Annotated in this window: 19 protein-coding genes; 5 read left to right on the top strand and 14 right to left on the bottom strand. The window is 65.3% G+C overall.

Annotation, left to right across the window (positions count from 1 at the left end; genetic code table 11):
• The first annotated feature begins 71 nt into the window (after positions 1–71).
• Together NYR97_RS15275 and NYR97_RS15280 are read left to right on the top strand one after the other, a co-directional pair.
• The gene (locus NYR97_RS15275; protein ID WP_316694335.1) at positions 72–458 is read left to right on the top strand and encodes a DUF423 domain-containing protein; all 387 of its coding nucleotides are present in this window, start codon (positions 72–74) and stop codon (positions 456–458) included.
• Between the two features lie 2 nt (positions 459–460).
• Positions 461–1,135, top strand: a complete 675-nt coding sequence (locus NYR97_RS15280) for a DNA-3-methyladenine glycosylase family protein (protein ID WP_316694337.1) — start codon at positions 461–463, stop codon at positions 1,133–1,135.
• Positions 1,136–1,210: 75 nt separating this feature from the next.
• Here the strand turns inward: NYR97_RS15280 and NYR97_RS15285 are convergent, their stop codons facing one another.
• The 5 genes from NYR97_RS15285 to NYR97_RS15305 form a co-directional block, all read right to left on the bottom strand.
• A complete protein-coding gene (locus tag NYR97_RS15285) occupies positions 1,211–2,011 on the bottom strand; it encodes a M15 family metallopeptidase (RefSeq protein WP_316694339.1) in 801 nt (266 codons plus the stop codon).
• 170 nt (positions 2,012–2,181) lie between these two features.
• The gene (locus NYR97_RS15290) at positions 2,182–2,361 is read right to left on the bottom strand and encodes a DUF4177 domain-containing protein (protein WP_316694341.1); all 180 of its coding nucleotides are present in this window, start codon (positions 2,359–2,361) and stop codon (positions 2,182–2,184) included.
• Positions 2,358–2,537 (bottom strand): type II toxin-antitoxin system antitoxin, encoded by a 180-nt coding sequence (locus NYR97_RS15295; protein WP_006450015.1) that lies wholly within the window; start codon positions 2,535–2,537, stop codon positions 2,358–2,360. The genes NYR97_RS15290 and NYR97_RS15295 overlap by 4 nt, the downstream gene beginning before the upstream one ends.
• Entirely contained in the window at positions 2,534–2,818 is a 285-nt protein-coding gene (locus NYR97_RS15300) for a hypothetical protein (protein ID WP_205392094.1), read from the bottom strand. The genes NYR97_RS15295 and NYR97_RS15300 overlap by 4 nt, the downstream gene beginning before the upstream one ends.
• Before the next feature lie 9 nt (positions 2,819–2,827).
• Positions 2,828–3,685: an SPFH domain-containing protein gene (locus NYR97_RS15305; protein ID WP_127169243.1), complete on the bottom strand. Its 858-nt coding sequence runs from the start codon at positions 3,683–3,685 to the stop codon at positions 2,828–2,830.
• A 127-nt stretch (positions 3,686–3,812) separates the two neighbouring features.
• Here NYR97_RS15305 and purT point away from each other — a divergent pair, with 127 nt between their 5' ends.
• Complete coding sequence (gene purT / locus NYR97_RS15310; protein WP_316694348.1) at positions 3,813–5,015, top strand: formate-dependent phosphoribosylglycinamide formyltransferase; 1,203 nt, start codon at positions 3,813–3,815, stop codon at positions 5,013–5,015.
• Positions 5,016–5,319: 304 nt separating this feature from the next.
• On the opposite strand, the gene NYR97_RS15315 is transcribed toward purT, so the two are convergent.
• Both NYR97_RS15315 and NYR97_RS15320 read right to left on the bottom strand, forming a co-directional pair.
• The gene (locus NYR97_RS15315) at positions 5,320–6,552 is read right to left on the bottom strand and encodes an endonuclease/exonuclease/phosphatase family protein (protein WP_232372127.1); all 1,233 of its coding nucleotides are present in this window, start codon (positions 6,550–6,552) and stop codon (positions 5,320–5,322) included.
• Between the two features lie 52 nt (positions 6,553–6,604).
• Entirely contained in the window at positions 6,605–7,519 is a 915-nt protein-coding gene (locus NYR97_RS15320; RefSeq protein WP_316698266.1) for an arginyltransferase, read from the bottom strand.
• A gap of 40 nt (positions 7,520–7,559) precedes the next feature.
• Here NYR97_RS15320 and NYR97_RS15325 point away from each other — a divergent pair, with 40 nt between their 5' ends.
• Positions 7,560–8,165, top strand: a complete 606-nt coding sequence (locus tag NYR97_RS15325; protein WP_316694352.1) for an EF-hand domain-containing protein — start codon at positions 7,560–7,562, stop codon at positions 8,163–8,165.
• 355 nt (positions 8,166–8,520) lie between these two features.
• Here NYR97_RS15325 and NYR97_RS15330 read toward each other — a convergent pair whose 3' ends face one another.
• The 5 genes from NYR97_RS15330 to NYR97_RS15350 all read right to left on the bottom strand — a co-directional run bounded on the left by NYR97_RS15330 (position 8,521) and on the right by NYR97_RS15350 (position 13,055).
• On the bottom strand, positions 8,521–8,979 hold the full coding sequence (locus tag NYR97_RS15330; protein ID WP_316698268.1) for a hypothetical protein: 459 nt from the start codon (positions 8,977–8,979) through the stop codon (positions 8,521–8,523).
• Positions 8,980–9,357: 378 nt separating this feature from the next.
• A complete protein-coding gene (locus NYR97_RS15335; protein WP_205392091.1) occupies positions 9,358–10,551 on the bottom strand; it encodes an RNA polymerase sigma factor in 1,194 nt (397 codons plus the stop codon).
• A 96-nt stretch (positions 10,552–10,647) separates the two neighbouring features.
• Positions 10,648–11,151 carry a putative signal transducing protein gene (locus tag NYR97_RS15340; protein ID WP_316694355.1) on the bottom strand — a complete coding sequence of 168 codons (504 nt, stop codon included), beginning with the start codon at positions 11,149–11,151 and terminating at the stop codon, positions 10,648–10,650.
• A gap of 154 nt (positions 11,152–11,305) precedes the next feature.
• Positions 11,306–12,211 carry an acyl-CoA thioesterase II gene (gene tesB / locus NYR97_RS15345; RefSeq protein WP_316694357.1) on the bottom strand — a complete coding sequence of 302 codons (906 nt, stop codon included), beginning with the start codon at positions 12,209–12,211 and terminating at the stop codon, positions 11,306–11,308.
• A gap of 73 nt (positions 12,212–12,284) precedes the next feature.
• Positions 12,285–13,055, bottom strand: coding sequence for an enoyl-CoA hydratase/isomerase family protein (locus NYR97_RS15350; RefSeq protein WP_316694358.1), 771 nt, complete (start codon positions 13,053–13,055; stop codon positions 12,285–12,287).
• Positions 13,056–13,120: 65 nt separating this feature from the next.
• On the opposite strand from NYR97_RS15350, the gene NYR97_RS15355 reads away from it, so the two are divergent.
• Positions 13,121–13,549, top strand: coding sequence for a copper chaperone PCu(A)C (locus tag NYR97_RS15355; protein WP_316698270.1), 429 nt, complete (start codon positions 13,121–13,123; stop codon positions 13,547–13,549).
• A 266-nt stretch (positions 13,550–13,815) separates the two neighbouring features.
• On the opposite strand, the gene NYR97_RS15360 is transcribed toward NYR97_RS15355, so the two are convergent.
• Together NYR97_RS15360 and uvrA are read right to left on the bottom strand one after the other, a co-directional pair.
• Positions 13,816–14,223, bottom strand: coding sequence for an acyl-CoA thioesterase (locus NYR97_RS15360; RefSeq protein WP_104550318.1), 408 nt, complete (start codon positions 14,221–14,223; stop codon positions 13,816–13,818).
• Positions 14,223–17,189 (bottom strand): excinuclease ABC subunit UvrA, encoded by a 2,967-nt coding sequence (gene uvrA, locus NYR97_RS15365; RefSeq protein ID WP_316694362.1) that lies wholly within the window; start codon positions 17,187–17,189, stop codon positions 14,223–14,225. Before uvrA ends, NYR97_RS15360 begins: the two co-directional genes overlap by 1 nt.
• Positions 17,190–17,279: the final 90 nt, after the last annotated feature.

Raw genomic sequence — 17,279 nt, forward strand, 5'->3', positions numbered from 1 at the left:
CCACGATGAGTTGATCCAGACGAAAACGCGCCGCAACCTTGCGGCGCGTTTTTTTTCGCCGCGGCGCTGCAATGGAGCCTGCCCTCATGTCCCTGCTCGAACGTCGTAAGAAACATCCCTCGCTGCTGGCGTTCTGCGGCGCGTTGCTGGCCGCCATCGCGGTGGGGTTGTCGGCCTATGCCTCGCATGGCGTGGCCGATGCAGTGCTGCAATCGCGGCTGCAACTGGCGTCGCTGTACGCATTCGGGCATGGCGCCGTTCTGGCCGTGCTCGGCACCACCGAAACGCGCGCGCTGGGTCGGATCGGTCTGTATCTGCTGTTGATCGGCACACTGCTGTTTGCCGGTACCCTGGTCGGTGGCGCACTGCTGCAGTGGCCCACCAGCCTGGCGCCGGTTGGCGGGGTCAGCCTGATGCTGGGCTGGGTGGTGCTGGCGGTCGGCGCGTTGAGGCGCTGAGCATGCCGCGCCATGCCCGCAGATTCGACGTGGAAGCTGCGTTCGCGCACTTGACCCGGCGCGACCGCGCGCTGGGTGCGTGGATGAAGCGCATCGGCCCGATCGCGCCACAGCCGGGTTGGCGCAAGCCGTTCGATCCGGTGGATGCATTGGCGCGCGCGATCCTGTTCCAGCAACTCAGCGGCAAGGCGGCCTCCACGATCGTGGCGCGGGTGGAAGTGGCGATCGGTGCGCAGCGGTTGCATGCAGATACGCTCGCTCGTATCGACGATGCGGCATTGCGCGCCTGCGGCGTGTCCGGCAACAAGGCGCTGGCATTGCGTGATCTGGCGCGGCGCGAACTGGAGGGCGAGATTCCCTCGTTACGCAAGCTCGCGTTCATGGACGACGAAGCGATTGTCCAGGCGCTGATACCGGTGCGTGGCATCGGCCGCTGGACGGTGGAAATGATGCTGATGTTTCGCCTGGGTCGCCCGGACCTGCTGCCGATCGACGACCTTGGCGTGCGTAAAGGTGCCCAACGCGTGGACAAGCAGGAGCTGATGCCCACACCGAAGGAACTGGCCGCACGCGGCGAACGCTGGGGTCCGTATCGCAGCTACGCCGCGTTCTATCTGTGGAAAATCGCCGACTTCAGCGTGGCGACCAAGGTGCCGACGCCGCGCTCGCAGGAGTAGCTCGCGCGCAAGGGCGGCAGACAAGCTGGGCGGCCGTGTCGCGCTGCGTCGCGTGAGGCATGAGGTGCGGCCGGCTTACGTCGCCGACCAACGCCAGTGCCACGGCTCGTAGACGATGCCATGCGGGTTGCCGCGCGGATAACTCAGGCGAAAACCGAACTGCGCGGCATGCGTACGCAACCACGCAAATGCCGGCGTCGCTTCGAAGGCGTCTTCGGCCGGCGGCTCGCCTGGCGTGCCGATATCCAGTGCATCGCCGCTGTGGTGTTCGCTGAAGCCTGGCGCTGCGTTGACGGCCAGAATCTGGGCAAGCGTGAGGCCGCGCGCGAACTTGCGTTCGAAAATGCCCAGTTGATAGTCGTGACTGCGATAGCCCGAGATCGCATCGAGCAGGATGCCCGTGCGTGCCGCATCGATGCGCATGCGGTGCCAGGCGCGGGCCGCGCCGTGGCTGAGCCAGAGCGGCCGACCGAAGCGGTCGCGTCCGGCATGCTGCAGCACGGACGGTTCGGCGATCAGCGTCAGGCCGGTCTGGCTGACGTAATCGTCGTGAGCGATACCCAGCTGCGCCAGACGGCGTTGCAGGCCGTCGATCGGGAGCGTGGTGGCGCGTGGCGGCAGGCGAGGCGTGTCGGCATCCAGCCGATCCAGCGCCTCATCCAGGCCGGGCTCGCGTGCCAGCCGCGGCACCAGCGGCATCAGCCCTTGCGCCAGTTGCGCTGCCAGATAGCGCCCATCGCGCTTGCGCCTCAGCAGCCAGTCGGCCTGCGCCAGCACGCGCGCGTCGGCATTGCTGCGCGCCTGCAGAAGGGCAGCTGGCACCAGTTCGATAGAGCGGGTATTGAGCAGCAGGGTCGGCACGGGACGTATCGGCATCGGCACAGGGTAGGCCGAAGTGGCCGGCGCGGCCAGCGAAGGCAAATCCTGGTACAGCGGCGGGTAGCCGTGGCTGCGAGAGCTCGGCGACCACCGCTGTGCAAGTCCGTCATCAACAGGGCGGACGAGAGACCACTGCGGGCCAGCCGAGGCGCGCTGGCGCGCCGATGTCAGAGTTCCTTCTTGAACACCAGCACCGCTGTGCCAAGCGGCATATGCATGAGGACGTTGACCAGCTCCCAGCCGAGGTTGCCCTGCTTGACCAGTTCGGCCTGGATGTCCTCGCTCTTGATCGTGCCGATAAACGACGGCTTCAGCTCGATGGTCAGATAGTTCCAGCGTTTGCTCATGCTTGCGGTTCCTTGTCGTCGCGCGGCTTCGGCAGCCGGCCGGCCTTGCGCAGCGCATCGCGCAACACGTATTCGATCTGTGCATTGAGGCTGCGCAGTTCGTCGTCTGACCAGCGCTGCACGGCGGCCAGGACGTCGGCGTTGATGCGCAGCGGATAGGCCTTCTTTTCGTTCACTCGCGCTCCCCGCGGCCGCTGTGGCGGCGCAGGTGCATCACCATCGAGACGATCAACACGTTCACGCCGACGAGCATGCCGATCACCACCGCGTAGATGCCGGCGCGGTTGTCGCCGGCCCAGTACAGGCATGCGGCACCGATCAGGATCACCAGGCCGATCAGCGCCCAGCGCAGGCCCAGCCCACGCGCGCGGTCGTCGTCGTCCGCGCCAATGGAGGCGGCAATTGCCAGCGCGGGTAGACCGGAGAGCGCGACCACCAACGGCACCATGACATTCATCGCATCACCTCAATACAGCGAGCCGGCGTTGACCACCGGTTGGGTGCCACGATCAGAACACAACACCGTGAGCAGGTTGCTGACCATGTGCGCCTTGCGCTCTTCGTCCAGCTGCACCACGCCATTTTTCTGCAGTTCGGACAGCGCCATTTCGACCATGCCCACCGCACCGGCGACGATGCGCGTGCGTGCGGCGATCACCGCATTGGCCTGCTGCCGCTGCAGCATGGCCTGGGCGATTTCCGGTGCGTAGGCGAGGTGGCTGATGCGCGCTTCGATCACGTCCACGCCGGCCTGGGTCAGGCGTTCGTCCAGATGGCGCTTGAGCTGTTCGCTGATCTCGGCCGGGTGGCTGCGCAGCGAAATCTGATCGTCTTCGTGCTGGTCGTAGGGGTAGCTGGTGGCCATCGCGCGCAGCGCCGCTTCGGACTGGATATGCACGAAGCTTTCGTAGTCGTCGACGTTGTAGACCGCTTCGGAGGCGTCCAGCACCTGCCACACGATCACGGCGGCAATCTCGATCGGACTGCCATCCAGTTCGTTGACCTTGAGCCGGCCGCTTTCGAAATTGCGTACGCGCTGGCTGACCCGGCGCTTTGCGTAGAAGGGGCTGTTCCAGCGCAGGCCCGGGTCCTTGACCGTGCCGACGTACTTGCCGAACAGGCTCAACACCGCCGCCTGGTTCGGTTCCAGGGTGTACAAGCCGGCCAGGAAGAAGATGCCAGCCGCCCCGACCACACCGGTGGTGATCAGTGCTGCGGGCTTGGCGTCGCCGGTGAGCAGCATCCAGACAGCGGCGGCGAATGCCGCAGCCGCGACGAGAACGACGGGGATGCCCGGCAGTGAGCTGATTGGCTTCTCTTTCATGAGTGAGGTGTCCTTGGGAAGTGATAAAAAGATATCAAAGTGATATCGGTCGATGCAAGGCCTTCGGTCGTCGGTCGTGATAGCGGCCCGTTAGAATGGCGGCCCCCTTCCGATCTGGACCGCGCTCATGACTACTCTCGGCACGCCGTTGTCGCCTTCCGCCACCCGCGTGCTGTTGCTGGGCTCGGGCGAGCTGGGCAAGGAAGTGGCGATCGAATTGCAGCGCTTCGGGGTTGAAGTGATCGCTGCCGACCGTTACGCCAATGCGCCGGCGATGCAGGTGGCGCATCGTTCGCACGTGCTGGACATGCTCGACCCGCAGGCACTGCGCGCGCTGATCGCCAAAGAGCAGCCGCATCTGATCGTGCCGGAGATCGAGGCCATCCATACCGAAACGCTGGTCGCGTTGGAGCGCGAACAGGGCCAGAAAGTGATTCCCACCGCGCGCGCCGCACGCCTGACCATGGACCGCGAAGGCATCCGTCGTCTGGCGGCCGAAACCCTGGGCCTGCCGACCTCGCCGTATCGTTTCGTCGACACGGTTGCCGAGTACCGCGACGCCATCGCCGCCGTCGGCCTGCCGTGCGTGGTCAAGCCGGTGATGTCGTCCTCGGGCAAGGGCCAGAGCACCTTGCGCAGCGAAGCGGACATCGATGCGGCGTGGGACTACGCGCAAACCGGCGGGCGTGCCGGTGCCGGCCGCTGCATCGTCGAAGGCTTCATCGACTTCGATTACGAGATCACCTTGTTGACCGTGCGGCATGCCGGCGGTACTTCGTTCTGCGATCCGATCGGGCATTGGCAGAAGGATGGCGACTACCGCGAGAGCTGGCAGCCGCAGCCGATGTCGCCGGCCGCGCTGCAGCGCTCGCAGCAGATCGCGCAGGCGATCACCGATGAGCTTGGCGGCTGGGGGTTGTTCGGTGTGGAGCTGTTCGTCAAGGGTGACGAAGTCTGGTTCAGCGAAGTCTCGCCGCGCCCGCACGACACCGGCCTGGTCACGCTGGTATCGCAGGAGTTAAGCGAATTCGCGCTGCACGCGCGCGCCATTCTCGGCCTGCCGGTCGGTGCCGACAACGGTGGCGTGATCCGTCAGAGCGGGCCATCGGCCTCGTGTGCACTGCTCGCACACGGTCATGGCGTACCGGCCTTCGACAACGTTGCCGATGCACTGCGCGACCCGGATACCGCACTCCGTTTGTTCGGCAAGCCGCGCGTAGATGGCCATCGCCGTGTCGGTGTCACGCTGGCGCGTGCCGACAGCATCGATGCTGCGCGTGAGAAGGCACGTGTGGCGGCTGAGGCGTTGGCGATCCGGCTGGATGCCTGAGGCGCAATGCGTGTCGGGGCAGGGGAGCAGCGGCGGCAAAGAACCGCGTCCTGCCATGGCGCAATGCCCTTGTGACTTGGCTGGGCGCTCTCGTCACCGACCGCGCTAGCCCGGCATTGACAACCGCCGACCGCATCCCGGCACGTCTTCAACATACTGCGGCACGAGCACCCCCGTGCTCCTGCCGCAGCTGCTGCTGTTGAACGGATCGTCCGCAGGAGAAGCCTGAGTCAGCTCAGAGCCAGATGCTTCGAATCCCGAATCCCGAATCCCCAATCCCCAATCCCCAATCCCCAATCCCCAATCACGGCTTCTCAGCCACATCCACCCACACCGCATGATGGTCGCTGCCATCGGCAATCGCCGCTTCCGGCGTGCTGCTCGCGGGCCAGAAGATGCCGCTGCCGATCAGGGTGAACTGGCGCGATGGCAGCACGTAGTCCAGACGCATCGTGCCGGCCTGCGGGCCGAAGTCGCCGGTGACCTGCTGCGGGTCGCCGCTATGCGCAATGCCTAGCGCGGCGTATTCGGCGGTTTTTTCCGGGCCACCATCGCTGTGCGGGGTGGGATATTGCAGCACGCGCGGATGCGTGATCAGTGCGCGGATCGCATCATGGCGGCCGGCGCCATCGACCGGGTCGTTATTGAGATCGCCGAGGATCACAAAGCGTGCGTCTGCCGCCAGACCACCGCAGCGGCCCTGGTCGTCGCACAGCCATGCGGCGTCTTTTGGGTTATCCAGATACTCGCGCCATAGCCGCAGTTCGTCGTGATTGCGGGCGGCGTTGCGCTTCTCGGCACCGTCGAACACCGGCGGTGTGGGATGCGACACCAGCGCGTGCACCACGCCCAGCGGCGTGCGCACCGGCACGTCCCAATGCGATTTGGACGACAGCCGCAGTTGCGCCCAGATCGCATCGCGGTAAAACGATTTCTTGCTGGATGGATCGGTCGGGCGCAACGCACCCGGCAACGCGCTCCATTTCAGCAGCTGGAAACTGCGCACCGCCTGCGCATCGATCGGATAGCGCGACAGCACCAGCATGCCGTACTGGCCAGGGTGCAACCCATACCCCCAGGCATCGTTGCCACGCGAGCGGCCATCGCCACCGACTGTGCCGTTGTTGTCCAGATCCAGTCCACTCGGCACGCCGGTATTCACTGGCGCCAGGTAGCGATACGGATAGCGCAGCGCTTCGCCGCCGCCCGGCTGGGCGACCTGCAGATAGCGCTGCTGAAACAGATCGGCGGCGCGATGCTCGGGGTCGAAATCGAACTCGTTGAGCAGCACCAGATCCGGGCGCACCCGCTGCAGCACCGCGGCGATCTTGCGCGCATGCGCGCTGTCGCCCTGCAGTTCGCGCACCAGGCCGCCGGCCTCGTCGGAATACAGCGAGGTGTTGTAGGTCGCGATGCGCAAGTGGGCAGGTTCGGGTGCGGCAGCGGAAGCGCCGGGCGCGGTGTCGGAGGAGGGCGCGCGATGCGCGCAAGCAGCGCAGAGCATGGTCAGCGCAAGCAGCAGGATGGGTTTGATCATCGCAACATTCTCGCATGCGGGAGACGACAGGCCGATGTCGTCGTCCGGTGGTTCAACCTGCCGGTGCAGGGGCGGCGAGCCCGCGCCATTGACGGCCGTCGTAAGCTTCCAGCGCGCTGAAGTGGCGCTTGTAATTCATCTTCGCGTGGCCGTCGATCCAGTAGCCCAGATACACATGCGCGCGCCGCTCGCGTTGCGCCCATTGGATCTGCTGCAGGATCGCGAAGGTGCCCAGACTGCGCGCGGCGGCATCCGGCGCGTAGAACGTATAGACCGCCGACAACGCGTGCTCGGTGACATCGGTGACCGCAACGGCGAGCAATCGCCCCGGCGCGTGCGCCACCGCCGGTTCGCGTATCTCAAGAAAGCGCCCGTGCGACCAGCCGCCGATCAGGAACTGGTCGAATTCGGTGGCGCCATGTTCGTCCATGCCGCCGCCGGGATGGCGGTGCTTGAGGTACTGCCGATACAACGCAAGTTGTTCGTCGGTGCGTTCTGCGGCGACCACGCGCACCACCAGGTCCTGGTTGCGCGCCAGGCAACGGCGCTGACTGCGATCGTGCCGGAACGCATCCACGGCAATGCGCACCGGCACGCAGGCGCGGCAACGTTCGCAATGCGGCCGGTAGACCAGATCGCCGGAGCGCCGAAATCCCCACGCCAATGCCTGCGGATAGATCGCGCCCAGACGCGGATCGTGCGGGTCCAGTACCAGGTCGCGGGCACGCCGCTCCGGCCAGTAGCCGCAGGCATGCTCGCCGGTCTGGAACAGGCGCAGGTCGTCGTGGGTGTCGGCGTGGATGGCCATGTACGCAGGATAGCGCCTGCGTGTCGCAACAGCGGCGACTGTCCGCCGGATGAATACGGCCGGTGGCCGCGTCAACGCGCGCGCCGATCGCTCGTTGATGTGAGTGTTGGTGGCAGCGCACGGTGGATCCGGATGCGCCACCCACGCGATGCGGCCCATGCAGGTGCCGCGTGTGGTTCTCACATCCCAGGAGTTTCTCATGACGTCTCGCAAACCGTTTCTCGCATTGGCCGTGCTGGCCGCCCTGTCCACCGGCGCGGTGTTCGCCGCTCCGCCTGCCGCTGGCGATGCGCCGCGTCCTGCCAAGCTCGACAAGAACGGCGATGGCGTGATCGACCGCAGCGAGGCGGCGGCCGATCCGAAGCTGGCTGCGCAGTTCGATACGTTGGATATCAACAAGGACGGCAAGCTGTCGCGCGATGAGCGTCCGCATCATCGGGGCCAGGGTCGTGATGGACGCGACGGGCGCGGCGAATGGCTGAGCAAGTTCGATACCAACAAGGACGGCCGCATCAGCCGCGAAGAAGCCAAGGCCGACCCGAAGTTCGCCGCGCGTTTCGATGAGATGGACGTCAACAAGGACGGCTTTGTCGATCGTGCCGACCGTGAGTTGCGCATGCAGCAGCATCGCGATGCGTGGTTTGCCAAGGCCGATACCGACAAGGACGGCAAGTTGAGCAAGGCCGAGTTCGACGCGGCCTCCAAGCAGCGTGGCGAGCACGGTCCGCGTGGTCCGGGCGAGCATGGCGAGCGTGGTGATCACGGCAAGCGTCCGATGCCGGCCAAGCCCGCTGGGGGCAACTGAGCACGTGTTGACGCGGCACGTGGCTGAACACGTGCCGCGTCAACTTTAACGGTAAGGACGTCAGTCACACGGATGATGCAACAAGGCGCCGATCGACCCATGGCCTCCCGCAAGGGAGGCTTTTTTTTCATTGGGCTGCCGGATGCGCTGCGGTCACCTCGGCGGTTGCTGGAAAAGGCGAGCTCATGCCGTAATGGCAGGTCGCACGGGTACCGACAGCGCGATGTGCCGGTGTGTTCCGGCCGGTGCAGCACCGCGGCCTGCCGTCAGGTCCCGGCGGCGATGGAACACTCTCCTGCGGCAAGAACAGTTCCGATTCGGGCGCTCGGCATTACCGTGGCGCCAGCGCAGGTTGTCATCTGCTGCGCCACTGCTTGTGGACAGGATTGGCAAGGGTGTTCTTTTCCTGCGTGTAGGTTCCGTTCTGCTGCGCAATGGACTCACCCGTCTCGACGATGGCGTTTTGAATGAAGACGTTTTCCTTGCCGCCGCGGATGAAGGTCAGTTGGTGGAAGGCGGTTTTGTTGCCCCAGTCTGGAGAGGGGAGTGAGATGAACTTCACCGTGCAGGTCTCGTCGTCGAAACTGCCTTGCAGGACGTAGACGCCATAGTGGTTCTCGCCCTGCGAAATGATCTTGTACATGCCGTTGCCGTAGTAATAAATCTCCGCATCGGGAAACGGCTTTTTCTCGTACATCTTGCGATAGTGGAGCACCTGTTTGACGGTGGGTTCTCCAAAGCTCACGGTCAGCGTCTGGCCGTCGGGCGAGGTTGTCAGTCCTTCCGCGTGCGCGCCAGCGCTGCTCAGCAGCATCAGGCCTGCGGTCACGATCTTTTTCACTGCATTGCTGTCCTGGTTTTTTTTCAAGCGCCGTGTGCCGAAACTGCACTGTTGCAGTCGCACAGCCGCTGGAATACTCGCAGAGAAGCAGTTGCAATGAAATTCATTGGGATACAGTCAAAAAATGCGGCTCAGCCACGCTGTTTCTCATCCTTTGCTGCAGGCGGTGGGTGTATCGGCAGGGGCTATTGGTTGCGATACCTCCCGCGCAAGCGGGAGGCCTTACGTAGAGCGCAGCTGCGTGTTTCGTGAAAACATGACGCATGCCGGTTGCAAGCGCGATGCGAGGATGCTGGATCGCTGCCTTTCTCGCTCGACCGCCGCGCAGGCCGATCCTGGCTTTCAAGTGCGTCATGGCATCCCCGACTTGATGGAGTGATGCAGGATCGGCAGCAGGACCGCCAGCGTGCTCACGAGCATTGCGCTTGGACTGAACATGCAGCGGTAAAGCAATGGTGCCTGCGTGGTGCCGCGCCGTTGCGCATCGCGTTCCAGCATGGGGCGCATCACCCGGGGTAGCACGCGCAGCGTTTGATAGTTGAGCACGACCATGCCTGCGCACAGCACCAGCAAGGCCGACCAGGGTTCGTTGCTGAGTCGATTCAGTAGCAACGTGCTGCCGCACACGATCACCGACGTCAGGGTGCTTGTGAGCATGAAGCGGTGGATACCCGCGGTTTCGCGAGCTGTCTCGGCAAAGCGCAGCAGATACCAGCCCGACCAGTAAGTTCCCAGTGCTGCAACCAGCACGCTGCCTGCAGCAAACAGCGCCGGCATGCCGAACCAGACGCTCAACGCACCGGCTGCGCCGCCACCGCCAACGGCAGAGCCGGTCAAACCACCCATGCCCAGCTTGCCCGCGCCACCGATGCCGCCCAACACGATGGCCGCGCTCGCGGTTCCTGGGGTTGCCAACATCGTTGCCGAGGTCACCGCAGTGGCAAAGGCCACACTGGGTGCGCTGCCACGTGCGAACGCGCCGAACCGGCGCAGCAGCTCCTCGCGCACGCTGGCACGTGCCCGCGACAGGCGCTTGCGCACGGCGGCATCGCTGAGGCCGAGCAGCGAGGCCACTTGCTGCGAACTCTGGCCTTCGCGGTAATACAGCAGCAGCGTCTCGCGGCTTTCTTCGGGCAGTGCGGAAATGATGTCGAGCGCGGCAATTTCCTCTTCCGCCTGCAGCAGGTGCTCGGCGGGCGAGGGTGCGGGGTCGGCTGCCATCGCGATGGCGAGGTCGGCTGCTTCGCCACTGAGCGCGCGATGCCGGTTGGCGCGCAGCCAGTCGCGCGCCAGGTTGCGGGTGATCTGGCGCAGCCATGGCAGGAAGCTGGCCGGTTGGCTGAGTTGTGCCAGCCGCTGCCAGGCGCGCAGAAAGGCCTCCTGGGCGATGTCTTCGCTGGCGGCGATATCGCGGGTGATCGCCAGCGCGATGGCGGTCACCGTGTTCTGGCAGGCGCGCACGATGCGGCCATAGGCCTGCTGGCAGCCGGCCGCGGCATGCGGCAGTTCGCGTTGCAACATCAGGTCCAGCGTGTCGGTGTGCATCGGCGCAATCCATGTCCTGGTCCCAGCATGACGCATGGGAGCGGCAGATGTGACCGATGCAATGCCGGTTGATGCAGGTGCTGACGTCAGCCGCGCTCAGCGCGCCAGCTGGATCCGCACACGCACTTCTTCATCCTCTGTCGCCGGTGGTGTCGCGTTGGCAGGCGCCGCTTGCTGCGATGCCGGTTGAGCCACCGGCGCAGGCGCGCTGCGATGGCGCAGCACCACGACCATTGCAACCGCGCCGATCACCAGCAGCAGCACCAGACGGATACGCCAGGCCCAGCTGCGCGCGCTGGAACTTGAGCCGTTTTCGCCTTCGCGGAAGGTGTATTCCACGTTCGGCAGGTCGCGGCGGGTGGTGTCGAGCAGGCGCGCGTCGCGCAGCAACTCGCGCGCGCGTGGCTGGTCGTCGGCATGCACGATCCACACCGTGGGATAGGTCTGTGCGTTGCTGTGTTCGAGATAGCTGAACTGGCCGGTGCGCTTGCTTTCGTAGGAGCGACCATTGCTCATGCGCACATCGATGCCGGCATCGCGCAACAGGTTGGCGACGCCTTCGGCGGTTTCGATACGTTGACTGCTGAAGATCTTGCGCATGCTTAAAGTGTGCCAGCGGTTGCCGAACGCATCGCGCCGCAGGTGCGCGTGTTCGAGACATGAAAGAGCGGCGTGGACGTCGGTCCACAACCGAAAAAAGCTGCAGCAGGCCTGTCTGCGCTCAGCGAGAGTTGTTGTTCAAGCACGGGCACGGCTAGTCCTTCGCCGGCACGGCAATTGCGCTGCCATGGGGCACCACGCGGATCAGGCCTTCCTGCGTGGTGCTGGCGATCAGCACGCCATCGCGGGTGAAAAACTGCCCACGCGCCAGGCCGCGCGAGCCCTGCGCGGTAGGGCTGTCGAGCGAGTACAGCAGCCAGTCGTCGGTACGGAACGGGCGATGGAACCACAGCGCATGATCGAGCGAGGCCATCTGCACGTTCGGCGTGTAATAACTGATGCCGTGCGGAAACGTCGAGGTGCCCAGCAGCTGAAAATCCGAGGCATACGCCAGCAAGGCGCGATGCAGGCCGACATCGTCGCCGACCGGGTCGCTCAGGCGCAGCCACATCTGCTGGAATGGCGGCCGCTTGGGTGGTCTGAGTTCGTCGCGCGGAAAGACGTGGCGGAACTCGAACGGGCCGCCACGCGAGAGCCAGCGCTGCACCTTGGCCGGCAGTTTCGCCAGCACTTCCGGTGCCAGCGGCGCGGTGGGTTCGATGTCTTCCGGCGGCGGCACCACCGGCATCACCGACTGATGCTCGGCGCCGTCTTCGTGTTCCTGAAACGACGCTGCGCAGAAAAAGATCACCTTGCCATGCTGGATCGCGGTGACCCGTCGTACCGAGAAACTTCCGCCATCGCGGGTGCGATCGACGTCGTAGACGATCGGGTGATCGATATCCCCGGCGCGCAGAAAGTAGGCATGCAACGAGTGCGCCTGGCGGCCGTTTTCCACCGTGGCCTGCGCGGCGGCCAGCGCCTGCCCCAGCACCTGCCCACCGAACACGTACTTGGTGCCGATATCGCGGCTCTGGCCGCGAAACAGGTTGTCTTCCAGGCGCTCCAGCGACAGCAGGTTGATCAGTTCGGAGACGACGGGTTCGGCAGTGGCGGACAAAGGGCTGGCCTGGGCGTGCGACGGACCGCGATTATACCGGCCGCCCCGTCGCCACCATGCGCAAGGCGCGTGCTCAGGCCTTTTGCAGGCGTGCGACCAGGCCATGCAGCGCAGCCTGCGCATCCGGTGCGTACCAGCCGTCGATGAAACGCTCCAGCTGGATCAGCTCGGGTGCCAGCGCGGCGCGCAGATCGGCGCGGGCGATGGCGCGCGTGGTCAGCATGGGCTGGCGCGGCAGTCGCTGCAGATCCTGCAGCCAGGCAACCGCGCGCGCGGTGACCAGCTCGCCATCGGCCAGCTCGTCGACCAGGCCGATCGTGACCGCCTGTTCGGCCGGCAGCAGCTGGCCGGAGATCAGCAGGCGCTCGGCGCGGTGCGCACCGACCACGCGGCGCAACAGGCGCTGGATGCCTTCGGGCGCGGCCAGCCCCACTTGCACTTCGTTCAGGCCGATCGCATAGGGTTTGGCGGTGTCGGCACTGCGCGCCATCACCCGGTAATCGCAGCACAGCGCCAACACGCAGCCGCCGGCCGGCGCATGCCCGCCGATGGCCGCCACCACCGGCACGCGGCTATTGGCCAGCGCTTGCGCAGCGTCGAAGAAGGCCGTCCAGCTGGCCAGCAACGCCGCGCGGTCGGTGCCGTGCGCCAGCAGGTGTGGCACATCCATGCCACCGGAAAAGATCCGCTCGCTGCCCGACAGCACGATGCCATCGGTGTCCTCGCCGGCCTGCTGCACCGCAACGCTCAAGGCCTGGCACAGCGCGCTGTCCAATGCATTGACCGGCGGGCGGGCCAGACGGATTTCGCGAAGACGGCCATGGTCTAAGATCTGGATGCTCATTCGGGGCTCCTGGAGGTCGGGTCATGATAGACGGCAGTCGAAGCAGGCAGCGCATGTATGCACGCGTGCTGCTCGGTGCGTTGGCGGTGTTGGCAAGTGCAGGCGTCTCGGCGCAGTGCCTGCCCGAATTCAAGGATGGCTGGGTCCGCATTCCACCGCCCGGTGGCATGGGCATGGCGGCGGGGTTCGGGCAGTTCCATAACGGCTGCGCGCAGCCGCTGAAGGTCACCGCGGCCAAGAGCAGCGTGTTCGCCGATGTCTCCATTCACGAGACCACGCAAACCAACGGCGTCAGTCGTATGCGTGCGGTGCCCGAGTTGCCGCTGCCGGCCGGCAAGTCGGTAGCGCTGGCGCCGGGCGGCCTGCATCTGATGCTGATGGAGGCGAGCGCGCCGCTGCAGGAGGGCGCGCAGGTGCCGGTGACCTTTACCTTGCAGGATGGCCGCGAGATCAAGGCCACGCTGGAAGCGCGCAAGCGCGCGCCGGGTTCCTGATCGGGCGCAGCGCATTGCAGAGCCGCGATGGCAGCACGGATGCTGCGGTGCTGGCGAGTCCACTTGCGCAACGCTGCCGATCGGGCGCAATGCCTGACGTGGAAAGCATCCTGCCGCATCAGCTGCGTTTCCCCGTCTCGACAACGATGCTTGCTACATAACGCAATAGCAATCATCACGTCGCTAAATAACGAAAACGGCGGCTCCCGAAAGAGCCGCCGCCAATGATCGACACCGAGAAAACACAGCGAATGCGCTGATGAAACTCAGCTACTTGCAGCGCGCACCGCATCCGGCAACGACGCGCTTTTGCCGGTCTGCGTATCGATCCACACCACCACCACGTTGCCATCCGAATACAGCACGCCCTCGTCCTTCTGGTCGAGGATGCGATGGCCGATGGTGATGCTGCTGCTGCCCAGGCGCTCGACGAACAGTTCCACCAGGATGTCGTTCGGCCATACCAGCGGGCGCTTGTAGTTGACGTTGGTGGCCGCGACCACCGGCGCGATGCGGTCGGTCATCGACACGCCGTCCACGCCCAGCATCCAGCGCACGCGCGCTTCTTCCAGATACGAAATGTACTTGGCGTTGTTGACATGGCCCATGCTGTCCATGTCGCGCCAGCGCACGCTGATCGGGATGCGTGCCAACACCTTGTGCTCTTCGCTCATCAGCTTGCCTTCTTCTTTGCGGTTTTCTTGGTGGCGGACTTGGCGACTTTCGCCACCTTCTCCGGTTTGATCTTGCGTGGCGGGCGCGCATCGGGCTTGTTGGCCATCGCCGCCGGCCGGGTCTCGCGCGCCTTCACCGATGGCAGCATCTTGGCCAGGAACTGCCCGGTGTAGGACGCCTTGTGCGCAGCCACCTCTTCCGGCGTGCCGGAGACCAGGATGCTGCCACCGCGGTGGCCGCCTTCCGGGCCCAGGTCCACGATCCAGTCGGCGGTCTTGATCACGTCCAGATTGTGTTCGATCACCACCACCGTGTTGCCCTCGTCGCGCAGCTTGTGCAGCACGCCGAGCAGCGCTTCGATGTCGTGGAAGTGCAGGCCGGTAGTCGGCTCGTCGAGGATGTACAGGGTGCGTCCGGTATCGCGACGCGACAGCTCCTTGGACAACTTGACGCGCTGCGCTTCACCGCCGGACAGCGTGGTCGCGCTCTGCCCCAGCTTGATGTAGCTCAGGCCGACATCCACCAGCGTTTCCAGCTTGCGCGCGATCGACGGCACCGGCTCGAACAGGTGCAGCGCGTCTTCCACGGTCATCTGCAGCACGTCGCTGATGTTGTAGCCCTTGTAGCGGATCTCCAGCGTCTCGCGGTTGTAGCGCTTGCCGTGGCAGACATCGCAAGGCACATAGACGTCGGGCAGGAAGTGCATCTCCACCTTGATCAGGCCATCGCCCTGGCAGGCTTCGCAGCGGCCGCCGCGCACGTTGAAACTGAAACGCCCCGGCGAATACCCGCGCGCGCGCGATTCCGGCACCTGTGCGAACAACTCGCGCAACGGCGTGAACATGCCGGTATAGGTGGCCGGATTGGAGCGCGGCGTACGCCCGATCGGCGACTGGTCGATATCCACGACCTTGTCGAACAGATCGAGGTTCTCGACCTCGCGATGCGCGGCCACCGGATGCGAGGCGCCGTTGATCTCGTTGGCCGCCAGCGAAAACAGCGTGTCGTTGATCAGCGTGGACTTGCCCGAGCCGGACACGCCGGTGATGCAGGTCAGCAGACCGGCCGGAATGTCCAGATCGACGTTCTTCAGGTTGTTGCCGGTGGCCCCACGCAGATGCAGCATCATCTTCGGGTTGGGCTTGTGGCGCTGCTTGGGGATCTCGATGCGGCGCTTGCCGGACAGGTATTGACCGGTCAGCGAGCCGGGCGCATCCAGGATGTCCTGCAACGTGCCTTGCGCGCAGATTTCGCCGCCGTGCACGCCGGCGCCGGGGCCGATATCCAGCACGTAATCGGCCAGGCGGATCGCGTCTTCGTCATGCTCGACCACGATCACCGTATTGCCCAGATCGCGCAGCCGCGTCAGCGTGCCGAGCAGGCGTTCGTTGTCGCGCTGATGCAGGCCGATCGAGGGCTCGTCCAGCACGTACATCACGCCGACCAGGCCGGCGCCGATCTGGCTGGCCAGACGAATGCGTTGCGCCTCGCCACCGGACAAGGTGTCGGCCTTGCGCTCCAGGGTCAGGTAATCCAGGCCCACATCGACCAGGAAGCCCAGCCGCTCGCCGATCTCCTTGACGATCTTGCTGGCGATCTCGCCACGCCAACCCGGCAGCGACAAGCCACGGAAAAAGCTCAACGCCTCGTTGACCGGCAGCACCACCAGGTCGGGCAGCGGGCGGTCGGCCACGAACACATTGCGCGCGGCGCGGTTCAGGCGCGTGCCGTTGCAGGCCGGGCAGGGCTGCTGGCTGACGTACTTGGTCAGCTCCTCGCGCACAGCCGGCGATTCAGTCTCGCGGTAGCGGCGTTCCAGGTTCGGCAGGATGCCTTCGAAACGGTGCTTGCGCGTGGTGCGCCCGCCCGCATCGGTGAAGTAGGTGAAGCTGATCACCTCATCGCCGCTGCCGAACAGCACCGCCTGGCGCACCTTGGCCGGCAACGAATTCCACACCGCATCCACGTCGAACTTGTAGTGCTTGGCGAGCGAGGCGATCAGCTGGAAATAATAGGCATTGCGCCGATCCCAGCCGCGCACCGCGCCGGCCGACAGCGACAGCTCCGGATGCACCACCACGCGATCCGGGTCGAAGAACTCGGCCACGCCCAGGCCATCGCAGCTCGGGCAGGCGCCCACCGGTGCGTTGAACGAAAACAGCCGTGGTTCCAGCTCCGGCAGCGAGTAATCGCAGACCGGGCAGCTGTACTTGGACGAGAACAGGTGCGGTGCTGCGGCCGGGTCGTCCAGCGACTGCACCGCGACCATGCCTTCGCCGAGCTTGAGCGCAGTCTCGAAGCTTTCCGCCAGCCGTTGCTTGATGTCCTCGCGCGGCCGGAAGCGGTCGATCACCGCCTCGATGGTGTGCTTCTGGCGCAGCGCCAACGGCGGGACCGCATCGATCTCGTACAGCTCGCCATCCACACGCACGCGCACGAAGCCCTGCGCGCGCAGTTGCTCGAACACCTGCGCATGCTCGCCCTTGCGCTCGCGGATCACCGGCGCCAGCAGCATGTAGCGCTGCTCCTGGTCCTGGTTGAGCATGTGGTCGACCATCTGACTGACGGTCTGCGCTTCCAGTGGGAAGCCATGGTCCGGGCAACGCGGCTGACCGACACGCGCGTACAGCAGGCGCAGGTAGTCGTAGATCTCGGTGATCGTGCCGACCGTGGAGCGCGGGTTGTGCGAGGTCGATTTCTGTTCGATCGAAATCGCCGGGGACAACCCTTCGATGTGGTCCAGGTCCGGCTTTTCCATCACGCTGAGGAACTGGCGCGCATACGCCGACAGCGACTCGACGTAGCGGCGCTGACCCTCCGCATAGATGGTGTCGAACGCCAACGACGACTTGCCCGAGCCGGACAGGCCGGTGATCACGATCAGCTTGTCGCGAGGCAGGTCGAGGTCGATGTTCTTGAGGTTGTGCGTCCGCGCGCCGCGGATGCGGATGAAATCCATCGCCATGGGGGATCCGATGTCGGGCCGGCGAACCGGCGGTGGTGCGAGCGTGCTCAGCAGGAATGAGTGGCAGTCGATCAGCCTACCCGCCGACCT

Source organism: Xanthomonas hydrangeae (assembly GCF_032697525.1).
In the GTDB taxonomy this organism is placed as follows: Bacteria; Pseudomonadota; Gammaproteobacteria; order Xanthomonadales; family Xanthomonadaceae; genus Xanthomonas; species Xanthomonas hydrangeae.

Bases quoted from the DNA above. Each gene is read 5' to 3' on its own strand.
- NYR97_RS15275 (WP_316694335.1), top strand. From the start codon at position 72: ATGGAGCCTGCCCTCATGTCCCTGCTCGAACGTCGTAAGAAACATCCC.
- NYR97_RS15280 (WP_316694337.1), top strand. From the start codon at position 461: ATGCCGCGCCATGCCCGCAGATTCGACGTGGAAGCTGCGTTCGCGCAC.
- NYR97_RS15285 (WP_316694339.1), bottom strand. From the start codon at position 2,011: ATGCCGATACGTCCCGTGCCGACCCTGCTGCTCAATACCCGCTCTATC.
- NYR97_RS15290 (WP_316694341.1), bottom strand. From the start codon at position 2,361: ATGAGCAAACGCTGGAACTATCTGACCATCGAGCTGAAGCCGTCGTTT.
- NYR97_RS15300 (WP_205392094.1), bottom strand. From the start codon at position 2,818: ATGAATGTCATGGTGCCGTTGGTGGTCGCGCTCTCCGGTCTACCCGCG.
- NYR97_RS15305 (WP_127169243.1), bottom strand. From the start codon at position 3,685: ATGAAAGAGAAGCCAATCAGCTCACTGCCGGGCATCCCCGTCGTTCTC.
- purT (WP_316694348.1), top strand. From the start codon at position 3,813: ATGACTACTCTCGGCACGCCGTTGTCGCCTTCCGCCACCCGCGTGCTG.
- NYR97_RS15315 (WP_232372127.1), bottom strand. From the start codon at position 6,552: ATGATCAAACCCATCCTGCTGCTTGCGCTGACCATGCTCTGCGCTGCT.
- NYR97_RS15320 (WP_316698266.1), bottom strand. From the start codon at position 7,519: ATGGGCCGCATCGCGTGGGTGGCGCATCCGGATCCACCGTGCGCTGCC.
- NYR97_RS15325 (WP_316694352.1), top strand. From the start codon at position 7,560: ATGACGTCTCGCAAACCGTTTCTCGCATTGGCCGTGCTGGCCGCCCTG.
- NYR97_RS15330 (WP_316698268.1), bottom strand. From the start codon at position 8,979: ATGCTGCTGAGCAGCGCTGGCGCGCACGCGGAAGGACTGACAACCTCG.
- NYR97_RS15335 (WP_205392091.1), bottom strand. From the start codon at position 10,551: ATGCACACCGACACGCTGGACCTGATGTTGCAACGCGAACTGCCGCAT.
- NYR97_RS15340 (WP_316694355.1), bottom strand. From the start codon at position 11,151: ATGCGCAAGATCTTCAGCAGTCAACGTATCGAAACCGCCGAAGGCGTC.
- NYR97_RS15350 (WP_316694358.1), bottom strand. From the start codon at position 13,055: ATGAGCATCCAGATCTTAGACCATGGCCGTCTTCGCGAAATCCGTCTG.
- NYR97_RS15360 (WP_104550318.1), bottom strand. From the start codon at position 14,223: ATGAGCGAAGAGCACAAGGTGTTGGCACGCATCCCGATCAGCGTGCGC.
- uvrA (WP_316694362.1), bottom strand. From the start codon at position 17,189: ATGGCGATGGATTTCATCCGCATCCGCGGCGCGCGGACGCACAACCTC.